15 protein-coding genes and 4 pseudogenes are annotated in these 18,648 nt (G+C 58.7%); 8 read left to right on the top strand and 11 right to left on the bottom strand.

Annotated features, from left to right (window positions below):
• Positions 1-202 precede the first annotated feature (202 nt).
• The 5 genes and pseudogenes from P9273_RS22710 to P9273_RS22730 all read left to right on the top strand — a co-directional run bounded on the left by P9273_RS22710 (position 203) and on the right by P9273_RS22730 (position 6,626).
• The gene (locus P9273_RS22710) at positions 203-481 is read left to right on the top strand and encodes a helix-turn-helix transcriptional regulator (RefSeq protein ID WP_063169289.1); all 279 of its coding nucleotides are present in this window, start codon (positions 203-205) and stop codon (positions 479-481) included.
• Positions 478-1,110, top strand: coding sequence for a hypothetical protein (locus P9273_RS22715; RefSeq protein WP_127287488.1), 633 nt, complete (start codon positions 478-480; stop codon positions 1,108-1,110). The genes P9273_RS22710 and P9273_RS22715 overlap by 4 nt, the downstream gene beginning before the upstream one ends.
• 702 nt (positions 1,111-1,812) lie before the next feature.
• Positions 1,813-5,346, top strand: a complete 3,534-nt coding sequence (locus tag P9273_RS22720; RefSeq protein ID WP_082826570.1) for an autotransporter outer membrane beta-barrel domain-containing protein — start codon at positions 1,813-1,815, stop codon at positions 5,344-5,346.
• Positions 5,347-5,589: 243 nt separating this feature from the next.
• Positions 5,590-6,273, top strand: a pseudogene (locus P9273_RS22725) (integrase); the annotation flags it as partial.
• A 116-nt stretch (positions 6,274-6,389) separates the two neighbouring features.
• Complete coding sequence (locus P9273_RS22730) at positions 6,390-6,626, top strand: hypothetical protein (RefSeq protein WP_063169293.1); 237 nt, start codon at positions 6,390-6,392, stop codon at positions 6,624-6,626.
• A 161-nt stretch (positions 6,627-6,787) separates the two neighbouring features.
• Here the strand turns inward: P9273_RS22730 and P9273_RS22735 are convergent.
• Positions 6,788-6,988, bottom strand: a pseudogene (locus tag P9273_RS22735) (SMC-Scp complex subunit ScpB); the annotation flags it as partial.
• A 93-nt stretch (positions 6,989-7,081) separates the two neighbouring features.
• Entirely contained in the window at positions 7,082-7,342 is a 261-nt protein-coding gene (locus tag P9273_RS22740) for a hypothetical protein (protein ID WP_095769041.1), read from the bottom strand.
• 217 nt (positions 7,343-7,559) lie between these two features.
• Here P9273_RS22740 and P9273_RS22745 point away from each other — a divergent pair, with 217 nt between their 5' ends.
• Positions 7,560-9,722, top strand: a complete 2,163-nt coding sequence (locus P9273_RS22745; protein ID WP_082826571.1) for a prolyl oligopeptidase family serine peptidase — start codon at positions 7,560-7,562, stop codon at positions 9,720-9,722.
• 38 nt (positions 9,723-9,760) lie between these two features.
• Positions 9,761-10,459 (top strand): OmpW/AlkL family protein, encoded by a 699-nt coding sequence (locus P9273_RS22750; RefSeq protein WP_063169295.1) that lies wholly within the window; start codon positions 9,761-9,763, stop codon positions 10,457-10,459.
• Positions 10,460-10,766: 307 nt separating this feature from the next.
• On the opposite strand, the gene P9273_RS22755 is transcribed toward P9273_RS22750, so the two are convergent.
• The 8 genes and pseudogenes from P9273_RS22755 to P9273_RS22790 form a co-directional block, all read right to left on the bottom strand.
• Complete coding sequence (locus P9273_RS22755) at positions 10,767-10,967, bottom strand: hypothetical protein (RefSeq protein ID WP_244514237.1); 201 nt, start codon at positions 10,965-10,967, stop codon at positions 10,767-10,769.
• Positions 10,968-11,872: 905 nt separating this feature from the next.
• Positions 11,873-12,528 (bottom strand): annotated as a pseudogene (locus P9273_RS22760) (IS630 family transposase); the annotation flags it as partial.
• A gap of 68 nt (positions 12,529-12,596) precedes the next feature.
• A pseudogene (locus tag P9273_RS22765) lies at positions 12,597-12,831 on the bottom strand (aldehyde dehydrogenase family protein); the annotation flags it as partial.
• 308 nt (positions 12,832-13,139) lie between these two features.
• The gene (locus P9273_RS22770; protein WP_063169297.1) at positions 13,140-13,388 is read right to left on the bottom strand and encodes an aminotransferase class III-fold pyridoxal phosphate-dependent enzyme; all 249 of its coding nucleotides are present in this window, start codon (positions 13,386-13,388) and stop codon (positions 13,140-13,142) included.
• A complete protein-coding gene (locus tag P9273_RS22775; protein ID WP_263485461.1) occupies positions 13,349-13,576 on the bottom strand; it encodes an aminotransferase class III-fold pyridoxal phosphate-dependent enzyme in 228 nt (75 codons plus the stop codon). The genes P9273_RS22770 and P9273_RS22775 overlap by 40 nt, the downstream gene beginning before the upstream one ends.
• A 221-nt stretch (positions 13,577-13,797) precedes the next feature.
• Positions 13,798-15,780, bottom strand: a complete 1,983-nt coding sequence (locus tag P9273_RS22780; RefSeq protein ID WP_063169298.1) for an argininosuccinate synthase-related protein — start codon at positions 15,778-15,780, stop codon at positions 13,798-13,800.
• Positions 15,777-16,721 carry a DMT family transporter gene (locus tag P9273_RS22785; protein ID WP_082826572.1) on the bottom strand — a complete coding sequence of 315 codons (945 nt, stop codon included), beginning with the start codon at positions 16,719-16,721 and terminating at the stop codon, positions 15,777-15,779. The genes P9273_RS22780 and P9273_RS22785 overlap by 4 nt, the downstream gene beginning before the upstream one ends.
• 657 nt (positions 16,722-17,378) lie before the next feature.
• Positions 17,379-17,597 carry a helix-turn-helix transcriptional regulator gene (locus tag P9273_RS22790; RefSeq protein ID WP_029354714.1) on the bottom strand — a complete coding sequence of 73 codons (219 nt, stop codon included), beginning with the start codon at positions 17,595-17,597 and terminating at the stop codon, positions 17,379-17,381.
• A gap of 109 nt (positions 17,598-17,706) precedes the next feature.
• Between P9273_RS22790 and P9273_RS22795 the strand changes: the two genes are divergently transcribed.
• Positions 17,707-17,973 (top strand): DNA -binding domain-containing protein, encoded by a 267-nt coding sequence (locus P9273_RS22795; RefSeq protein ID WP_063169299.1) that lies wholly within the window; start codon positions 17,707-17,709, stop codon positions 17,971-17,973.
• 438 nt (positions 17,974-18,411) lie between these two features.
• Here P9273_RS22795 and P9273_RS22800 read toward each other — a convergent pair whose 3' ends face one another.
• Entirely contained in the window at positions 18,412-18,645 is a 234-nt protein-coding gene (locus P9273_RS22800) for a helix-turn-helix domain-containing protein (protein WP_082826573.1), read from the bottom strand.
• Positions 18,646-18,648 lie beyond the last annotated feature (3 nt).

Genomic DNA, 18,648 nt, shown 5'->3' on the forward strand with positions numbered 1-18,648 from the left:
CAGAGCGATCACGTTGTTCCGAAACGATTTTCCCAGTTGGCACGACAATTGCGGTCCTATGCGCAAAAGCACTGCGATGCCGCACCGACTGGAAGAACTCATCAATGATCACGCTTTTCGAACATGTGGGCGCCGCTACCAACACTAAGCGTTCCCGATCAAACGGAAGCCTCTATCCCTTCTTTCTGAAGGCTGTCCGGACATGAACGCATTTGATGTCCGTCCAACGCTGGATGCTCCCGACGACGATCTCTATCTTTGGCTTGAAGATGTGGAAGGCGAGCGGGCACTTGCCTGGGCCGCCGGCCAGTCGGCAAAGACCCTGAAGCACTTCAGTGGAACGCAGTTCGAGCGCGACCGCGCGACTCTGAAGGCAGGCCTGTTCCCTAAGCGGCGTCGCATCTCCCCCGGCCGAGTCGCATGGCTTGAATCCGATATCAGGGCTTGGATGGAAACTAGATCTGAGAGCCGCACCGCATGAATGTAGCCTCCCAATATCTTCTCCCGTCTGTGGCGCATCACGAAGCCGGGCACGCGGTGGCCGCCATCGTTTTGCACCGTCAGATGTTCGACGACGACCGTGAACTCCCTGCTTTCTCAAGTGTTAGTATTTACCCCGACGCCGGTGACGGAGAGTGCGGTGGTTTTGTCGAAGGCACGGTTTTCTATTCAGCGCAAGGATTCACCTCGGAGCTAAAGCCGATTTTCGAGAACGATATGGATCGACATTTCCAACGCGATGAAGCGATCCAAGAGATAGTTGCGTGTCTGGCAGGTCCTTTTGCAGAATCCGCATTCGAAGGCTATCTGGACCCGCGCGATATGGCGATGAATGCGTCCGATGGGAATGAGGGGAGCAGCGACTACGCGGATGCCAAGCGAATCTATGGTGAGTTGCGGTTCCTGATGCCGCGCCGCCCCGATTGGGGGCGGATCGAAGATTGCACGGCCCGGCTAGTACTCGATCACTGGTCGGCCATCGAAGCATTGGCCGCGCATTTGCTGGTCAAGCATGCTCTCCAATTCGATGAGGCTCTGACGATTGTTGCGCCGCATCTTCCGCCCATGCCAGCAGCTACGCCGCCAGAGCGTCATCCGCAGCCTGCTTGATCAGCCATTCGATGTGATTTGACCACATCTGCAACACCTCGCGCTTCTCCTTGACGTTGCTATAGAGATCGTAGATTTCGCCAATGTCTCCGGTGCGGGCTCACAGCCCGTCCATATAGCCGCCAGTCTGCTGCCTTCGAGTGGCCCATGTTGGCCGCGGCCAGGAAGTGGCGACGATTGAAAGGACAAAATCAGTTGCCGAAACTCATCGCAGGTGACGGTCTGGTGGCAATTTGGGCACATCTTGTGTCTCGTCGCCAGTAAACACGGATGCCCGGCAGGAGCTGAGCTCGCTGCCGGCGGAAATCGTAGAGCGCCAGCGACGCATTCTGATCTTTCGTCAGGCAGTCGACCGCCTTGGCATACGCCTCGGCCTCCATCTCGATCGACCTGAACCGGTATCTTGTGCGCCATCCGGACGATCTGGGAAAGCTTGGCCGGGCCGGCGCCTTCCCAGGCGCACGGGAAGCGCGACGACCCATGTGGACCTTGGATTTCACTCCGCACTTACGCTGCTTTGGCCTTGTCAGCAGCCTGAGCATAAAGCGTGCTCAGCTTTCAGGCCGAGCACTCATCCATTGTTGACAGCACCTGTCGTCATTCAGGATCGCCCCATTCTCGCAGGCCGCTTGCAGCTTTCAGGCTGTTGTCAGCCAGGGCCGCCATAAAGGGTCTCGTTAAACAATTCAGGAGGCCGTTCCAATGAACAATCAGTTTGCGAGACTTTTTCGAGGACCAGGTATGCAGGCTTGTTTCAGGACAAAGAACTTTCTGGCGGCAACCACCGCGATGACGACGGTATTCCTGCCGGCTGTGTCTCTCGGGGTGGGTCTGGTAGCATTTCCAACTGGAGAAGCGTTGGCCGACGACCCGATTTCGATCCCGCTGGAGTATGTCGGGGAAGGCCATGACCGCCTGGGCATCTGGGCCAAGATCAACAATGGCAACGCGCAGCGATACGTATTCGACACGGGCTCGGACCAGCTCAACACGCAGATCGGGTCAGAGGTGACCGGGGTCCGCCCGATTGCCGACACGCCTTACGTATATACGTACGGGGACGGAACGTATGGTAATAAGCTTCAGAACGTGGAAATTGATAAATTTACATATGTCGATCCAGATCAAAAGATAACAATCGACGGGCCGTCTGTAAGCGATAAGAAATACCGGGCTGCTCGCATTCTCGATTTTGTCTATACCCATGCGTATTGCAAGGACAACAATCTTAAGTGCACGCCGGGATCCGTGACGGATGGACTTAAAGATATGTATGGTCAGGATCTCCAAGAACCTTATCACGCCGATAAGGAGCAGCGGGCGAAAATGACCGCTGGCAAGATGGCAGACGAAGGCGGCGATTTCGCAGGTACATTCGGGGCCGGCGATTTTCTTGGCAAGACAAGTGTCTGGGGCATGATGGGCAGTGTCACCAGGTCTGGCTACGTGGTCTCCGCCAATGTGAATCCGGATTCCGAGAGCGACCAAACGCCTGGCTGTTCCCCCTGCACGATTGTCAACCTCAATCCAAGCCTCCGGGCCCAATATACTAATGCCATGCCATGGGGAGAACCCGAGGAAAAAGATCAGGATTCTTATCAGAATTTTCCTGGCTCTGGCGCCAATGCCTCGACCGAATACGAAGGCAGCTACAATCTGCAGTACACGGTTAAGGATGGAGCCCCACCAATCACCGACCCCAACAAGACCGCGGTATTGCTCGACACCGGCACACCGGGCGGTGGCAGTCTGGAGATCAGTGATGCGATGCTGAAGCAATTTCAGGATGCGGGCGTCAAACTTAAAAATGTTCGGAGAAATGAGCAACGCGAGATCGTAAGCGCATCGGGCAACATCCCGAGCGTTACAATCGCAGGAACGGATGGCGATCCGGTAAGGCTGGACAATATCGACTTCACCTACACCAGCGGCACGACGGAACAACCCAATGACCAGACCAGTTTTGTTGCCGGTCTTGACTTCTTCAAAAACAGATCGGTCATTTTCGATCTGGAGAAGAAGTATACCGCTTATACGTCACATTTCGTCACTGCCAGCAACTTCTCTACCGATTCATCCGCACCCGAAGGGACCGGTCTGAGCAGGATCACGACGAGCATGGGGAATGAGGGCGGGTTCGGCATAGCGGGTGTCGTCTCCGGCTCCGGATCGCTGACGCTTGATACAAAGACGGTGGTCCGGATGACGAATGTCAACACCTACACCGGCGAGACGAATATTGCTCAGGATGCCTATCTCTCGCTTGCGGGGCTCGGCAACATCCAACGGTCAGCGAAAGTCGTTGCAGACGGCACGTTCGATATCTCCGAACATGGAAATGGCAGCGACTATTGGGGAATCTCCGACGCCTACAACGATGCCCGTATTCGTAGCCTGAGTGGCAGCGGAACGGTCGAACTGGGCAAGCGTACCCTGGTGCTAACGGATTCGAACGACACGTTCGCCGGCAGCATCAACGACCTCGACGTTGATAACAATAATATGGGCGGCAAACTATTCGTTGCCGGTGGCGTGCAAACGCTGAGCGGAAAGAACAATTTTTCCGGCATGACGACGGTCGGTTCCGGCGCGGGATTGCTGCTTGCCGATACAGGTGTGCTTTCCCATGATGCGACCACGTCCGGCTTTCTCGGGAATGACGGGCAGATCGGGGGCACGGCTATCGCAAACAGCGGCGGTGTCGTCGCAGGCGGCGGCACCTACGGTGCGGTCACCATTTCCGAGGGCGGCACGGTCGCTCCTGGCAGTGCGACCGATCCGAGCAGGATCGTCACCACACTGACTGTCACGGGCGATTTCGCGCAGCAGTCCGGATCGATCTATCAGGTCGACCTCGCAAGGTCGTCCGATCTCATCGATGTTGGCGGAGCAGCGGCGATCGACAGCGGCGCGCAGATCGAGCTGCTGCGGCAGGGAACGCTATCGGTCGATGCCCGATATACTCTGCTCTCCGCAGCAGGCGGCGTAAGCGGCACCTATGGCGGGCTGACGGGGGCTCTGGCGACAGACGCGACGCCCTTCGTCGATTTCCAGCTCGTCTACGATGCCAACAATGTCTATCTCGATATCAGCCGCACATCGACGGCGTTTGCCGATGTAGCCAGCACCTTCAATCAACGCTCGGTCGCCGCAGCGGCTCAGGCGCTTGGAAGCGGTAATCCGATCCAGGACAACATCCTGTTCCTGACGGCGCCGGAAGCCCGCAACGCTTTCGATATGCTATCAGGCGAGGTTCATGCTTCCATTCATAGCGGCCTCATCGAGGACAGTCATTCTGTACGCGATGCCGCGAGCGAACGGATCCGTGCGGCGTTCGACGGCGTCGGTGCCTCCAGCGTTCCGGTGATGACTTATGGGCTGGGTGGTCTGGAACTGGCCCCGGCAACGAGTGAGAATTTCGCCGTATGGGGCCGTGGCTTCGGCGCCTGGGGTCATCTCGACAGCGACGGCAATGCCGCCGGTCTCGATCACTCGACAGGCGGCTTTCTGGCTGGCGGTGACGCGGCTGTCGGCGAAAGCTGGCGGCTCGGCCTCATCAGCGGCTACAGCCATACCTCCTTGGAGGCGGACGATCGCGCGTCGTCGGGCTCGAGCGAGAATTACCATCTCGGTCTTTTTGCCGGCACGCAGAACGGCAATCTCGGTTTTCGTTCCGGCCTTGCCTATACCTGGCACAGCATCGAGACCGGCAGGTCCGTGGTCTTTCCAGGCTTCGCCGACAGCCTTTCGGCCGATTACGACGCCGGCACGTTCCAGGCCTTTGGCGAGCTCGGCTACCGTATCAATACGGCTTCGGCTTCCTTCGAGCCCTACGCTAATCTCGCTTATGTGAATTTTGACGCCGATGGCTTCACCGAGAATGGCGGCGCAGCCGCCTTGTCGAGCGGGGATCGCTCGAGCGACACGGCGTTTACCACGCTAGGTCTGCGTGCGTCGACGGTACTGACCCTCGGCACCGTGACTGCTACCGCGCGCGGCGGTCTTGGCTGGCGCCACGCCTTCGGCGACGTCAGGCCGGATACCGCTCTTGCCTTTGCTGGCGGTTCCTCCTTCGCCATCAAGGGCGTGCCGATCGCAAAGAACGCAGCTCTGCTCGAAGCTGGGCTTGACGTAAACATCACCGAGAACGCGACGTTCGGCATCGCCTATCAGGGACAGATCGCCTCGGATGCCCAGACACACGGGTTCAGCGCCAAGCTCGGCGTCCGTTTCTAAATCACCCGCAAAAGAGATTGGTTATGAAGTCAGTGAGTGCATTTTCTTTTACCGTCGTTCTCGGCTCAGCGACGGTGATGTCTGTGTCCGCCGCGCGAACGGACGATGCCTGCTACAACAAGGCACAAAGCCTATGATGACGCAATGTTCAATCGACGACCTGAAGCCAGTCGATGGCGAGCTTGACAAGCTCTACAAGGAGATGGAGACCCGGCTCAAAGAGTCCCGGCGCATGTCCAGGAACTGGTCGAGACCGCGAGGGGCTACAACGCCACCTCGGAGAACACGCGCGACGCCTACCCCAAGGATTGGCGGCATTTTTCCTCCTGGTGCCGGCGCGCTGGCTTCGATCCCCTGCCTCCGGGCTCGAAGGTGATCAGGCTCAATATCAGCGCCTGTGCCTCGGGCACCGCCGCCGGCGATCCGAAGCGTGGCGCCCCTGCCCTTTAGTTTGCGACCATCGAGCGGCGGCTTTCCGGCCTCGCCTGGAACTTTACCCAGCGCGGCCGGCCGTTGGACCGCGCGGAGCGGCATATCTATAAGGTTCTTGCCGGCATTCGCCGCAAGCACGCAAAGCCACCGCGGCAGAAAGAGGCGGTCCTGGCGACGATCTGCTGGCGATGATCGCCACGCTCGGCCACGACCTCAGGGCCTGCGCGACCGCGCTATTTTGCTCCTGGGCTGTGGCGGCGGCCTGCGGCGCTCCGAGATCGTCGGTCTCGACGTCATGCGCGACGACAACAGCGATGGCGCCAGCTGGATCGAGATTTTTGACGGCAAGGGCTGCTGGTCACCCTGCGCGGCAAGACCGGCTGGCGCGAGGTCGAGGTCGGCCGCGGCTCCAGCGACCACACCTACCCCGTAGTCGCGCTCGAGAGCTGGATCCGCTTTGGCCGCATCGCACGTGGACCCCTGTTCCGCCGCATCTTGTCGATCAGGTCGATATAATACGAAAAAGCCGCCGCCATTCGGGACGGGCGTCGGCTATCATGTCCAGCCATTATGCGGCGAGCGGATAGCTTTCGCCGGACCAGGCAGAGAACTTGGCGGCAAAAGCCTTCATCTCGTCGACCGCGAATGTGGTGCGCGGTTGCGAACTCGACTTGCTGGGCGAGAGGGACCTCGCCGAGAAAGGCGCTGACATGAGCGGGATGCTGCTTGGCCAAATCGAGATCCGCAAAGCAATCGGCCAGCGCCGCGTCGTCCAGCTGTACGCTGCAGGGCGCGTTCACGTCGTCAAGACGGATGCCAAATGCTTGCTCATAATGGCCGCAAGGTAATCGTTTCGGGTCGGAGACACAAGTTGCCGCCTCCTTCGCCGTAGAGTGGCCCGATACAATCACGATCGATATTGCCACCTCTTATCGATAGTGATCGCATAGTTCCCTGATTCGACTCTCAACCGCTCATATCAAGCGATTACTTCCATGTATCTGCTGCGCTAGCCCGTCCTGGCCTTGGAGTGTCGCTCCTCACCTCCTCCACCACTCACCAGCCCGATGGGAGTATCGCCCGCCAGCAGCTTCTCCTTGCTGAGCAGCGCGGCAACCTCAATCGCCTCGAAATCGGGCAAATCCCGCAGTGTGTCGAGGCCGAAGTGCAACAGGAAGGTCTTGGTCGTGACGTAGGTGTAAGGCGTGCCAAATTCAGCGGGCAGGCAGACGTTGACCCACAACAATCAAGGGGACGGTGCAGGCCAAGATTGCGGCAGGGCTTGGGCCCCCCACCCTTCTCCTCAGAACTCCGCTGCTTCCAGCTGGCGGCTGAAACTCACAGGCGCAGCCAGCTTGGTCTCTAACAGCATCGATCGCATCATGGTGTCTGCCATGAATCCGTGTGCGTGAAGCGCTCCAGAGCGAAGATGTTGGGCGTCAACCAGGTTCACTCCAATGAGCTTCACTTCTCGAGTTCTGCACAGTGTCCACGACTGGCGCCGGAGGTTGATCCGGTGATTAGGAGGAGCACTCGTTGTCGGATTCTCGACGATGTCGGACATGTGACACAACGCTTCCAGAGCGATCGCATTGTTCCGAAACGATTTTCCCAGTTGGCACGAAGGTTGCGGCCCTATGCGCAAAAGCACTGCGATGCCGCACCGACTGGAAGAACTCATCAATGATCACGCTTTTCGAACATGTGGGCGCCGCTACCGACACTGAGCGTTCCCGAGCCGACGGAAGCCTCTATCCCTTCTTTCTGAAGGCTGTCCGGACATGAACGCATTTGATGTCCGTCCAACGCTTGATGCTCCCGACGACGATCCCTATGTCTGGCTTGAAGATGTAGAGGGCGAGCGGGCACTTGCCTGGGCCGCCGGCCAATCGGCAAGGACTCTGAAGCACTTCGGTGGAACGCAGTTCGAGCGCGACCGCGCGGCTCTGACAGCCATTTTCGACAATCGCGACAATCTTCCCCTGATCGCGCGCCGTAGTCAGTACCTCTACAATTACTGGCGAGATGACGGTAATCCACGCGGACTGTGGCGCCGGACCACCCTTGCCGCCTACATGAAGGCGGATCCCCAATGGGAGCTACTGCTCGATCTGGATGCTCTCGCGGCTAGCGACGGAGAGGACTGGATCTGGGACGGCGCGTCCATCGAGCCGGAGAGACGGGAAAGAGCCGTTCTGCGCCTGTCGCGCGGCGGCAGCGACGCGGTCGTGCATCGCGAATTCGACCTGATTTCTCTGAGCTTTGTCGCCGACGGCTTCAACCTCCCCGAGGCCAAAGGCTACGTTAATTGGCTGGACCCTGACACGCTTCTGCTTTCCAGTGCGCTTGGTAATGGCATGGCCACCCGCTCCGGCTATGCGCGCACAGTTCGACTGTGGAAGCGTGACGCGGATCCCCTCACCACGCCGGCAATCTTCGAGGCCGGGTTCGAAAGCTTCCAAGTGTCTGGTCATTCGGACCGCACCGGCCGCAGCGAGCGCCTTTGGTTCATCGAGCAGCCGGCCTTCTTCGAGAAGATCAGCTGGATCGGCGATAGGAGCGGGCCGAGGAGGCAGATCGATCTTCCTCGCGACGCGTCGTGGCGGGTCTTCGGCGACTGGCTGGCGGTAAGGCCGCGCAAGCCCTGGACGGTGGGAGGCACCACCCATCCCGCCGACGCGCTGATCGTCATCTCGCTTTCCACTTTCCTCGCCGGCGGACGCCGTTTTGAGACCCTGTTTCAACCAGGGGAAAGGCGCTCCATGCAGTCATTCTTCTGGAATGACGGGAAGCTCATTATCTCTTACCTCGTCAATCTCGCACCGCGTTTCGAGATGTTCACTCCCGGCCACCAGGAATGGACGCGCCGAGTCCTGAACACCCTGCCCGCCGAAGGTACTGTCGACGTCTGGTCATTCGATGCGGCAGTTCACGAGACCAATGGAGAGGTCCTGATCTGTGCTCAGGATCCGATCACGCCGCCGCAGCTCTTGCTGTTCGATCTGAATGCCGCGCCGTCTCTCAGCGCTTCAGCAATCCTGAAGCGCAGCCCGGAGAATTTCGATGCATCCGGACTGGTGGTCACGCGCCACGAGGCAGTCTCTATCGATCATGAGCTGATCCCCTATACGCAGGTTGGTCCGGCGAACGGGAACGGAGATGCTCCGATTCACCTTTCCGCTTATGGCGGGTTCGGCGTATCATTCCTGCCCTACTACAACTCCCCGCTGGGCAAGCTGTGGCTCGAGCGCGGTGGCACGTGTGTCGAGGCGAACATCCGCGGCGGCGGCGAGTTCGGCACCCGCTGGCACGAAGCCGGGCGCAGGGAGGGCAAGCGTCTCGCCCACGACGATTTCGCCGCCGTTGCCTCCGACCTCGTGCGAAGGGGCATCACCCTGCCGAGGCGGATTGCCGCCGAGGGTGGCTCAAATGGCGGCCTGCTGATCGCAAACATGCTGACCCGCTATCCTGAGCATTTCGGGGCTCTGTTCTGCACAGCACCGCTTATCGACATGCGTCGCTACACCAAGCTCTTGGCGGGCGCGAGCTGGATCGACGAATATGGCGATCCGGACAAGGTTCACGATTGGGCTTTCCTGAAGGAAATCTCCGCCTATCACGCCGCAGCGCCGGGACAGCCCTATCCGCCTATCCTGATCGCCACCACGAAACGCGACGACCGCGTCCATCCGGGCCATGCGCGCAAGATGGCCGCAAAACTGCAGGCTCTTGGCTATCCCGCTTACTTCTACGAGGCCAGCGCAGGCGGGCACGGCTGCGGCGAGGACAATCGGGAGCAAGCCGCATTCATCAGTCTAGGCACCAATTTTCTCCGCAGCGCAATCGGCTTCAACGATCACCCTCCGGAGACGGCGGAACGCGTTGCAACGCAAGAGGGGCATTTGAGGTCCATCAACAATTCATTCGAGCAGGAGACGAAATAGTGCAGTGCATCCTTTCTGAACATCAAGGAGTGAATCTCATGGCGAGAACGCGAATGGGCGTAGCGCGGGCAACAGCAGCGGCGGTGGCCCTGATCATGGTGGGACAGCAGGCCGTCGCCGCGGAGCCTGCGCAAGCAGAGACCGTCCTGGCGGAGACGGGAGCCTCGGTCACCGAAGCGCCAATCCCTTGGCAGGTCCGCCTGCGGGCGTTGGGCGTCGTTACGAAAGATCTGGGCTACGTTGATACGCTTCCCGGCTCCGGTCTTTCGTATTCGGACACGGTGACGCCGGAACTCGATATCTCGTATTTCTTCACCGACAACATCGCCGCCGAACTCATACTCGGTACCACTTATGCCAACATCGCGGGCCAAGGGACGATCGGAGGGTTGGGCAACATCGGCAAAGTTTGGCTGCTGCCGCCGACACTCACGTTGCAGTACCATTTTACCGATCTCGGCGCGTTCAAGCCTTATGTCGGCGCCGGCGTGAACTACACGATCTTCTACAACCAGGACACTGGCAGCGCTGATGCTCTCAAGGTGAAGAACACGTTCGGCACGGCGCTGCAGGTCGGATTCGACTACATGGTGGACCAGCACTGGGGCCTCAACTTCGACGTGAAGAAGCTTTTCCTGAAGCCGGACTTCGACGTCACGGTGACCGGCGCGAAGCTGACGGGGAAGGCGGAGCTCGATCCCTGGCTGATAGGCGCAGGTGTCACCTACCGCTTTTGAATATCAGAGTGAAGTCTGCTTCCCGACTGCCGGTTTAAATGAAGGGCGCCTCGCGCGCCCTTTTTTACGGTCGACACTGCAGCGCAAGACCTCATGAAGCTATTGTCGGGCGGGGTTCTCTTCCGGCGGACCAAGAAGATGCACTGGCCAACCGGCCTTGCGCCTGAGGTGGAGTGCTTAGAAGCGCTTTGGATCGGGACGGGCTTTGGTATTGTGGGTGGAATGCTTCAGCCAGACCATTTGCCAGCATCGTCTCCCGGACGTCATGTGTGAGCTTCTTTGTCAGCGCAAGGCGAACACGGATCTCCTAGCAGGCCGTTGAAGAAGTGTCCCGTTTGGCCTTGAGGATTGCCTCGTCGCCGTTGTGATAGAAGGTGATGTCGATGGAGCCGTCGTCGAGCAGTTCAGCATGGCCGTCGCCTGTGACCTCGTCCATTTCGTCGAATCCGACCCATGTGAAGAAGACCGTCGACGGGCCGTAGCCGAGTTCGAGGGTTAGATGAGCCAAACGCCAGTGGGGCGTCCTGGGGACGACGCGCGCGAGATTCTGGTCGTGGTGGCCAGCCCAATACGATGTGAGAAGTTGCTGCCGGTGCGGGTACCGGAGGTCGCCGATAGTGACAGCCGATGTTCGACAGCGGCAAGGACATGCTCAGCCGTCAACGCGCCGAGGGCTTGGCCGGGAATGGTGGTGATGGAACCAATCCAGAAAGCGGCGGCTGCCCAGGAGAACGCCTTCGCGGGACTTTGACTCCAGTCCGCACACCCTGCTCAGATAGTCCGAAAAAGAGGTCAGAAGCGGAGCATCCGGATTATTATCTACACTGGGAACAGAAGCATGGAAGCGTTCTGGAGCCACTCGCCGCGCGTTTACCAGTGCCGACACTGCTCCAAGCTGACTATCTGCCATGACCACCTGCCGAACGTAGTCCGTTGATGCCACCGGTACCCTTCGCGGTCTGCTCCAGCGGGAAGATCGGGTCTGATCGACCCTGCTGACCTGTGCGGCGGCCTCTCTCGCTAGGGCGTCCCCCTTCCTGTCGTCCTCCTCCGCCGCTTTCGGCTGCTTTCGGCCCGCCGCCCTCGCCAAGGCGTCGTAGTCGGTAAGCGCGTCCTCCGTCTCCTTTAGGGGCTTCATCGCGTGACTAGAGTTTAGCGCGTGTTTGTAGGCGGCGGACCGAATGGTCGTCGAAATGCCACTCAGCGCCACCGCAAGATGCCCTAGGGCTTCCGCCTCATGATCTGACAGCGGCACGTCACGATTAGAGCCGATTGCCCTGCCTTCTTCCAGTTTCACAATGTTTGTAGTCATTTCCTGCTCCATCGCGTTGACTGAGATACGATGGAGACGGAAGTGGAGAACAAATTTTTACAAGCAACTAAGATGATATTCTCGTCAACGGGACAATAGTGGACGTTGAGGGCGGCGAACAGGGTGGTGGTGCCGTTGCGCTTGTAGTCGTGCCTCATCGTACCGAGCCGCCCCTTCTTCATCGGCAGGCCGGGTGGGTGCGGTCGAGCGCCGGATCTGGCTCTTTTCATCGACCGACAGAACGATGGCATGGGCCGGCGCATCGAGATAGAGGCCGACGACGGCGCGCAACTTGTCGACGAACTTCGGATCATTGGAGAGCTTGAACCTGGCGCCAGCGGTGGGGTGCGAGACCATGCGCCTTCCAGATGCGCCTGACGGCGCTGGCGCTGATTGCGGCGGCTTGCGCCATCATGTCGGCGGTCCAGTGGGTCCTCTCGCCCGGCGGATCGGCAAGCGTCAGTGCCACGACGCGCTCGCCGACATCGGGACCGAGCGGCGGAATGCGCCACTGTCGCGTCTTGTCGCGCAGCAGCCCGTCACAGCCTTCCGCGGCAAAGCGCTCCTGCCAGCGCCAGACGTCGGTCTTCGACTTGCCGATGCGGCGCATGACCTCGCCGGTGCCGACGCCGTCGGCGGGCAAAAGCACTATCTCGGCGCGCCAGACATGCTTTTGCGGGGCGTTGCGATCCCTGATCAGCGCCGTCAGACGGACGCGATCGGCCGACGAAACGGTGAACGATCTTCCTGTGCGCATGCGCCAGACTCGCACGCGCAGGCCAGAAAGGGAATCTCTGATTGGACTCCTATGTCAGGCGGGAACCACTAGACGCCGAGACCGCCGATGCAGACATGTTTGGTGTCGAGATAATCCACGATGCCCTGGAGGCCGCCTTCCTTGCCGAGGCCCGATTCCTTGACGCCGCGGAACGGCACCTCCGGCGTGGTGATCAGGCCTTCATTGACGCCGGTACTTCAGTCCTTCCATCACGCGGAAGGCGCGACCGAGATCGCCGGTGTAGAAGTAGGCCGCGAGGCCGAACTCGGTGTCGTTGGCGAGCGGCGTGCCCGACCTGAGACATGGGTGACGTTTTGTACCGGACACGGATGAAGTGCACCCCTCGGGTGAGCGTTTGCTCGATAATATCCACTGAAGTGAAGCAGTCGGTCTTAATGCTGGAACTCATGCCACCCGACCGACCCGGGAATTCGCAGCAGCGGCGCCGTCGAGTGCAGAACGAATGCCGTCAACCAAGGGGTCGATCTCGCTTTCGGTGATTATATAGGGCGGACAGATTCCAAGCACTTCTCCCATATTGCGGATCATGACGCCGTGCTCGCGGCACCGCCGCTCGACATCGCCGATCCTCAGCTCGGGCGCGAAGACGCGACGGGCGCACGATCCTCGACGATCTGAACCCCCGCGATGAAGCCGCGGCCGCGGGCTTCACCGACAAGCGGATGGTCGCCGAGCGCGTCCGCGAGGGCTCCATGCAAGTGATCGCCGAGACGACGCGCCTGGGTCACGAAATCGATCTCGCTGTAGATCCTGATCGCCTCGGCGGCGACGGCCGCTATCACCGGATGACCGGAGTAGGTGAAACCGTGACCGAACACGCCGACCTTGTGGGCCTCGTCAGCGGCGCATTGATAAATCTTGTCGAGATAATGACGCCGCCAATGGGCAGGTGACCGGATGAAAGCCCCCCGGCGATCGAGAGCATGTCCGGTTCCATCCCAAATGTCTGGCTACCAAACCAGTTCCCGGTGCCTCCGAAGCCGCAGACCACCTCGTCGGACAGCATGAGGATAATTTCTCACTTTCTTGCGAAGATCGGGGGTGTCCACGGTCATTCGTATTACGCGAGATCCGCGAGGCCAAAAACCATCATACCAGAGAGGCGAAACTGCTATCTAGGTGTTTAGATGCAAGAAATTAATCCTGCATTGTTCCCGCACCAGGAACACCCGAGAGGATACCAAGCAGTATTGAACCTTGTTGAAAATGCTCTCGGCGCGCTGGGCGTTATAATTTCTCGAAGGCGATCACAAGGACGTCGCGATAAGCGTACGGCATTTTCAGGTTTTCGGCCACAATCGACGATACATCGTGAAAGGTTTCGCGGTCGTTGCAGATCACAAAATCATTCGGGGAGTTCATTTCGACCTCGCCGAGGAACTCCTTTGAGGCGTCGGTGATCATGCTCATGCCGCCGGTGACGTTGACCCGCCCAATCATATAGCAAGCAATGAAGTCCACCCCGTCCTGGTGAAGGCCCTCGGGTGCCGGTTTGCCATTTACACCATCGCGCGCGACAATCCGGTAGGGATGGATCTTGATATTCCAACGATCATGTCGGGCGGCTTCACATAGAATTCTGCAGAAACCTGTCAGAATCTTTTCTAAGACGGGATGGTCTATAAAGGAGTTTTCAAGGGGCTCGAAGTGGCGCTTGAAGCCGCCATTCAGATGATTGACACTTTTTGATTGTTCGTAGGGGGCGTGGGGTAGGAGCCTAAAGATTCCGTCAGTCGCGTCATATTCAAAAGCGCTATAGCGCCGGTAACGATATGTTCCGCCGTCACGCATGTATTCATCGAGAAGAAGTCGATTCCAATGGTCAGCAAAGTTCTTCCAGGCTGCATCAATTTCGATGCCAAAGCAGGCTTCGGCGCGCTCGCCTTTTGAAAACCACCATCCATTTGTCACCAGACCGTCAGTGCATTGTTGACTGAGGTTGGCCGGCGCCTGGGGTGCGTTGTTTTCCACGGGTGTCTCCCTTTTGGTGACTTGGCGAGGACGGAACGCTTTGGACAACGCTATGTGGGTTGCGGCTTGGTATTCCCAAAGGTCGCGGTCCCTAATGTATCTCGGCGTCCTGGCTCGGATCGACCGAGGTAAAAAGCGTGTGTGATCGACTATGTAGCTGACGCTCCCGCTAACGCCCTCGAGGGCGGATGCAATGGCCCGTTCGCACATCTGGTGAATAGTACTGCCCCATGCACCTGAAACCGCCTCTTGGGACCAGGCTTGCTCAAGCCCTTGCTTCAAAACGATTGATGCCACGTCAAGAGAAGCGGTTTCGAGGTGACGCAGCGCGTCGAAGATAATGGCCGCGGCAGGGGCCTCGCGGACTTCGAGAACCTTTTGGCCGGTTGTGATGTGTTCAAGCCCGACAAAGCGGCCGTGCCCGAATTTGCCGACCGTGTTATTCAGGAACGGGATTGCGTCGACCAATGCAACATCACGGTCATCAATTGACACGAGACTTCCGTCTGCAAACCCGAGTTTGATCTCTACCGGCTGCTCTGCGGGAATGTGGCGCGTCCAAGCAAATGCCTCCTCGGGGATGGAAAAGTTCTCGGGATCTTCCAAAGGCCCCGACTCGAATTCCCGACACCAGAGGTTTTCGTCCGCGCTCCACGTGCGGTCCGCCACAAAAGTCGCTCCACACTTGGACAGGTCGGAGGTCTTCTGTTGTCGGGATATCACAGAGCATTCATACGGACTGCCGAAGTTGCCGGAAAATCCTGAGCGCTTAATGCTATTGTTAAGGCGCGGAAGACTGTTTTGAGAAAGGTTTGCTGTATGAAGAACCAGCCGTGAGTTGATTGACCTAGCATGATTAACAACCAAAGATGCGATTATGGGACGGCTCAACGAACTGCTCAACGGATAGATGCCAAGGTACTTGGCGTGGGCTCGAATGGCTGATTTCACGCCTTGTTCGACAAAGGCATCCCGCCCTTCGAGGCAGACAAAGCGCGCGCCGAACATGGCTGCCGTCCGTTCCAACAAAGGCTGATCGATGCGCGTTCCGACATCCGCTGCGACAGCTTCAATGTTCGCAAAGCCAAGGCTTTGCAGCTTGTAGAGAAGATAGGTGCTGTCGAGACCGCCGCTGAACATGGTTGCAACTGGTGCGGTTCGGTCCGGAAAAGCCTCCAGATCTTCAAAACTCGAAATGCCGCCGATGGCGGGTTTGGTGGAAGCCAAGATGGGGTTCATTTGGATGTCCTGCTCTCAAACCAGATGCCAGCAAACGTCGCAGCGAGGACGAGGCCTGCGCCTATCAAGCTCGGTACTGTCAAAGGCTCATTCAGAAGAAGGTGCGCTAGAACGAAACCAAAAAAAGGTTCTGTTCCCATCAAGAAGCCAACCCGTGTCGGTGTGGATTTTCTCACTGCGGCATTTTGAATGTAGAATGCAGCGAGGGTGCAGAAGAGTGCAAGGAAGGCAACAGCGCCCCAAAACTGAAGGGTGGCCCTCACAACAAGGCCTGAAATTCCGAACTGAGCGACGGCCAAAACGAAAGTAAGTGTTGCCACCGTCGATCCTTGGATGGCCGTCAGGGCTGCAGATGAAATCTGCCGGCCGGCCAGAAGGCGTTTGGTGGAAACGACCATAACCGCTCGCAGAATCGCGGCCCCCAAGACAAGCGCGTCACCCGGGCTGAACCTGCTGATCCCGCCAGTGAGAATGCCGACACCGATGCACGCTATGGCAGCACTTGCCAAAATGCCCGTAGGTGGAAGTCGCCGTGATAGCCCATAGTCGATGCTCGGCGTGAAAATCACACAAAGCGATATGATCAAGGCCGTGTTCATTGCGCTTGTCGATGCAACGCCGTAAGTTTCAGCAATAAAGATGCAAAAAAGTATTGTTCCCAATGCGAAGCCGCGGATGAAATCGCCCCAGGAGACCAATGCGATCTCATGTCTTGCAGCCACTGCCGTAATGATCGTAGTAATCAGGAAGCGATAAAGAACAAGTATCGAAACCGGCGCGTAGAACAGTGCGCCTTTCCCGACCGGATAGCTCGCCCCCCAAACGAATGCGACTCCCAGCAAGGCTAGATCCACCGAGAAAGATGGCGTCCGTGTTTTCCTGACAGGTATTGGAGAACTTTCGAAAACGTCCACCTTCAAAGTTTCCTTTGTGTTAGCCATCCACCCCTGCTGCGAGGGTCAAACAGATCAGGTCGTTCAGCCTCTTGGGCGATCCGTGCCGCGGCGTACTTGTTTTTGGTAACGCAAGTGCCGTGCCGATTCGGAAAACCATTGCTAGACAACAACCTGGTCGCCTTGATAGTTCGGCGGTTCATGTCCATTGTTGTCAGAATGCCGACAATGACTTCAACTGCAGGGATCCTACCGGCAGGGCCTCAAGGCGAACACGCGGCTCCAAGATGCCGACACGATGGCTGGTTCAGCCATGCTTCGACAGTTGCCTGTTTTTTCAGTTCCTTTGCTGTTCGTGCGCTAACCGCAACGCTCCATACTAGTCTCGCGTGGCTGTCCCCGTGGGGTGGGCGGCAGAAAGCGATTAGGCCCGCTGAAAGAGGCGAACCGCATCCGAAGGATCGTAACCAAGAGAAGGACCTGAAGCGAGAGCGAAGGTTGCGGGAGGCCGCGGCGGGCCTAAAAGGCAATGCCGACCGCCCCAGGAAAGGCTGACAAAAACCGCAGCGGCCGACTGTCCAATAGGGTGCGCCGGGCCAGGGCGAGCCAAATGGCAGGGGCTGCCGGGGGACCCTAAGAAAAGCCTGGGTTCACGAGCACCCGGCGCGCGCCATCAGGCGGCCAGCTACTTGGAGGGCGGGTGTATCATGCCTGTTTGTCGGGCCGAACCAGATCCATGTGGCTGACGCCGAGGGCCAATGCCAGTTCATAGATCGTGATAATTGTCGGATTTCTTCGGCCTTTCTCCAAGCCGCTGATGTACTGCTGACTGAACCCGGAAATCTCCGCAAGCTGCTCCTGCGTCAGGCGCTTCCTTTGCCTGATCCTCTGCACATTCCGTCCGACCAACTTGCGCATATCCATGCACGCAAGCCAGCGGATCAGGCGGCTTGAGTTTATCAACTATAATATGTAATCCACATTTAGCAGGCACAGGGCTTCGCGGGTCCATTGGCCGGAGATAGAATTAGCGATGTTGCAGCCCAGATCGAACACGCCGTTCGCCGACGAGGTCCCCTGGTCGGACCGCATTACAGCCTACGACAAGGACCACTTTACAACCTATATGAGGCTCCTGGACGCCTCGGCCGACAACGCCACTGAAGAGGAAATGGCCAAAGTGATCCTCGGCATTGATCCGGCACGCGAACCTGAGCGCGCACGCAACGTTCTTCGCAGTCATCTCGACCGTGCAAACTGGGTGGTGACGAGCGGCTACAAGGATTTGTTCGCCAGTTGACGAAATGGGCGGTGCGGTCGCTTCGCTTCAAGCAACGAAGTCGCGCAACCGCCATGCATCGACGTATCACCACAGCGCGGATGGCCCAGCGCTTCGCTGTCTCATCATTTTGTCCTCCGCTCGCCAATGGCTGCTTCCCAGGAATGGGTGCGGCGGCGAATCATGACAGGAACGGGTCCGCCGTCTGAGCCGCACCGCATCCGAAGGGCCGGATGGACAACCTACTGAAAGCTCACAGCTGGCTAAGGGTTGCGGGACGCCGCGGCGGGCCTAGAAGGATGCGGCGCCACCTGCTGAGAAAGGCACAAAACAGAGCGAATTGCGAGAGTCTAACGACGCGCTAGGAGGCGCAGCGGAATGGTCGAGACGCCAGAGCCAAGAAAATCGGGGCTCGACCCACCGGCACACGGCACGCGCGGTGATGGGCGCGGGCGCCCACTACGTGCGCAGGCTCAACAGAATCTCACACGGATCAGCATCGAGGGCCGCAGTTACGTCGAGAAACTCAATGACATCGAGACGCCGTTCGCCACCCTCATATTTCGCCACGAAAGATTGCGGACGACCAAGCTTCTCAGCCACCTGCGCCTGCGTCAGCCCTTTGACATTGCGCAGTGAGATCAACTGGGCCAGAAACCGCTGGTGGCGGGGAGATCGAAGAGATTTGGGCATTTA

The organism is Mesorhizobium sp. WSM4935 (assembly GCF_029625735.1).
GTDB lineage: Bacteria > Pseudomonadota > Alphaproteobacteria > Rhizobiales > Rhizobiaceae > Mesorhizobium.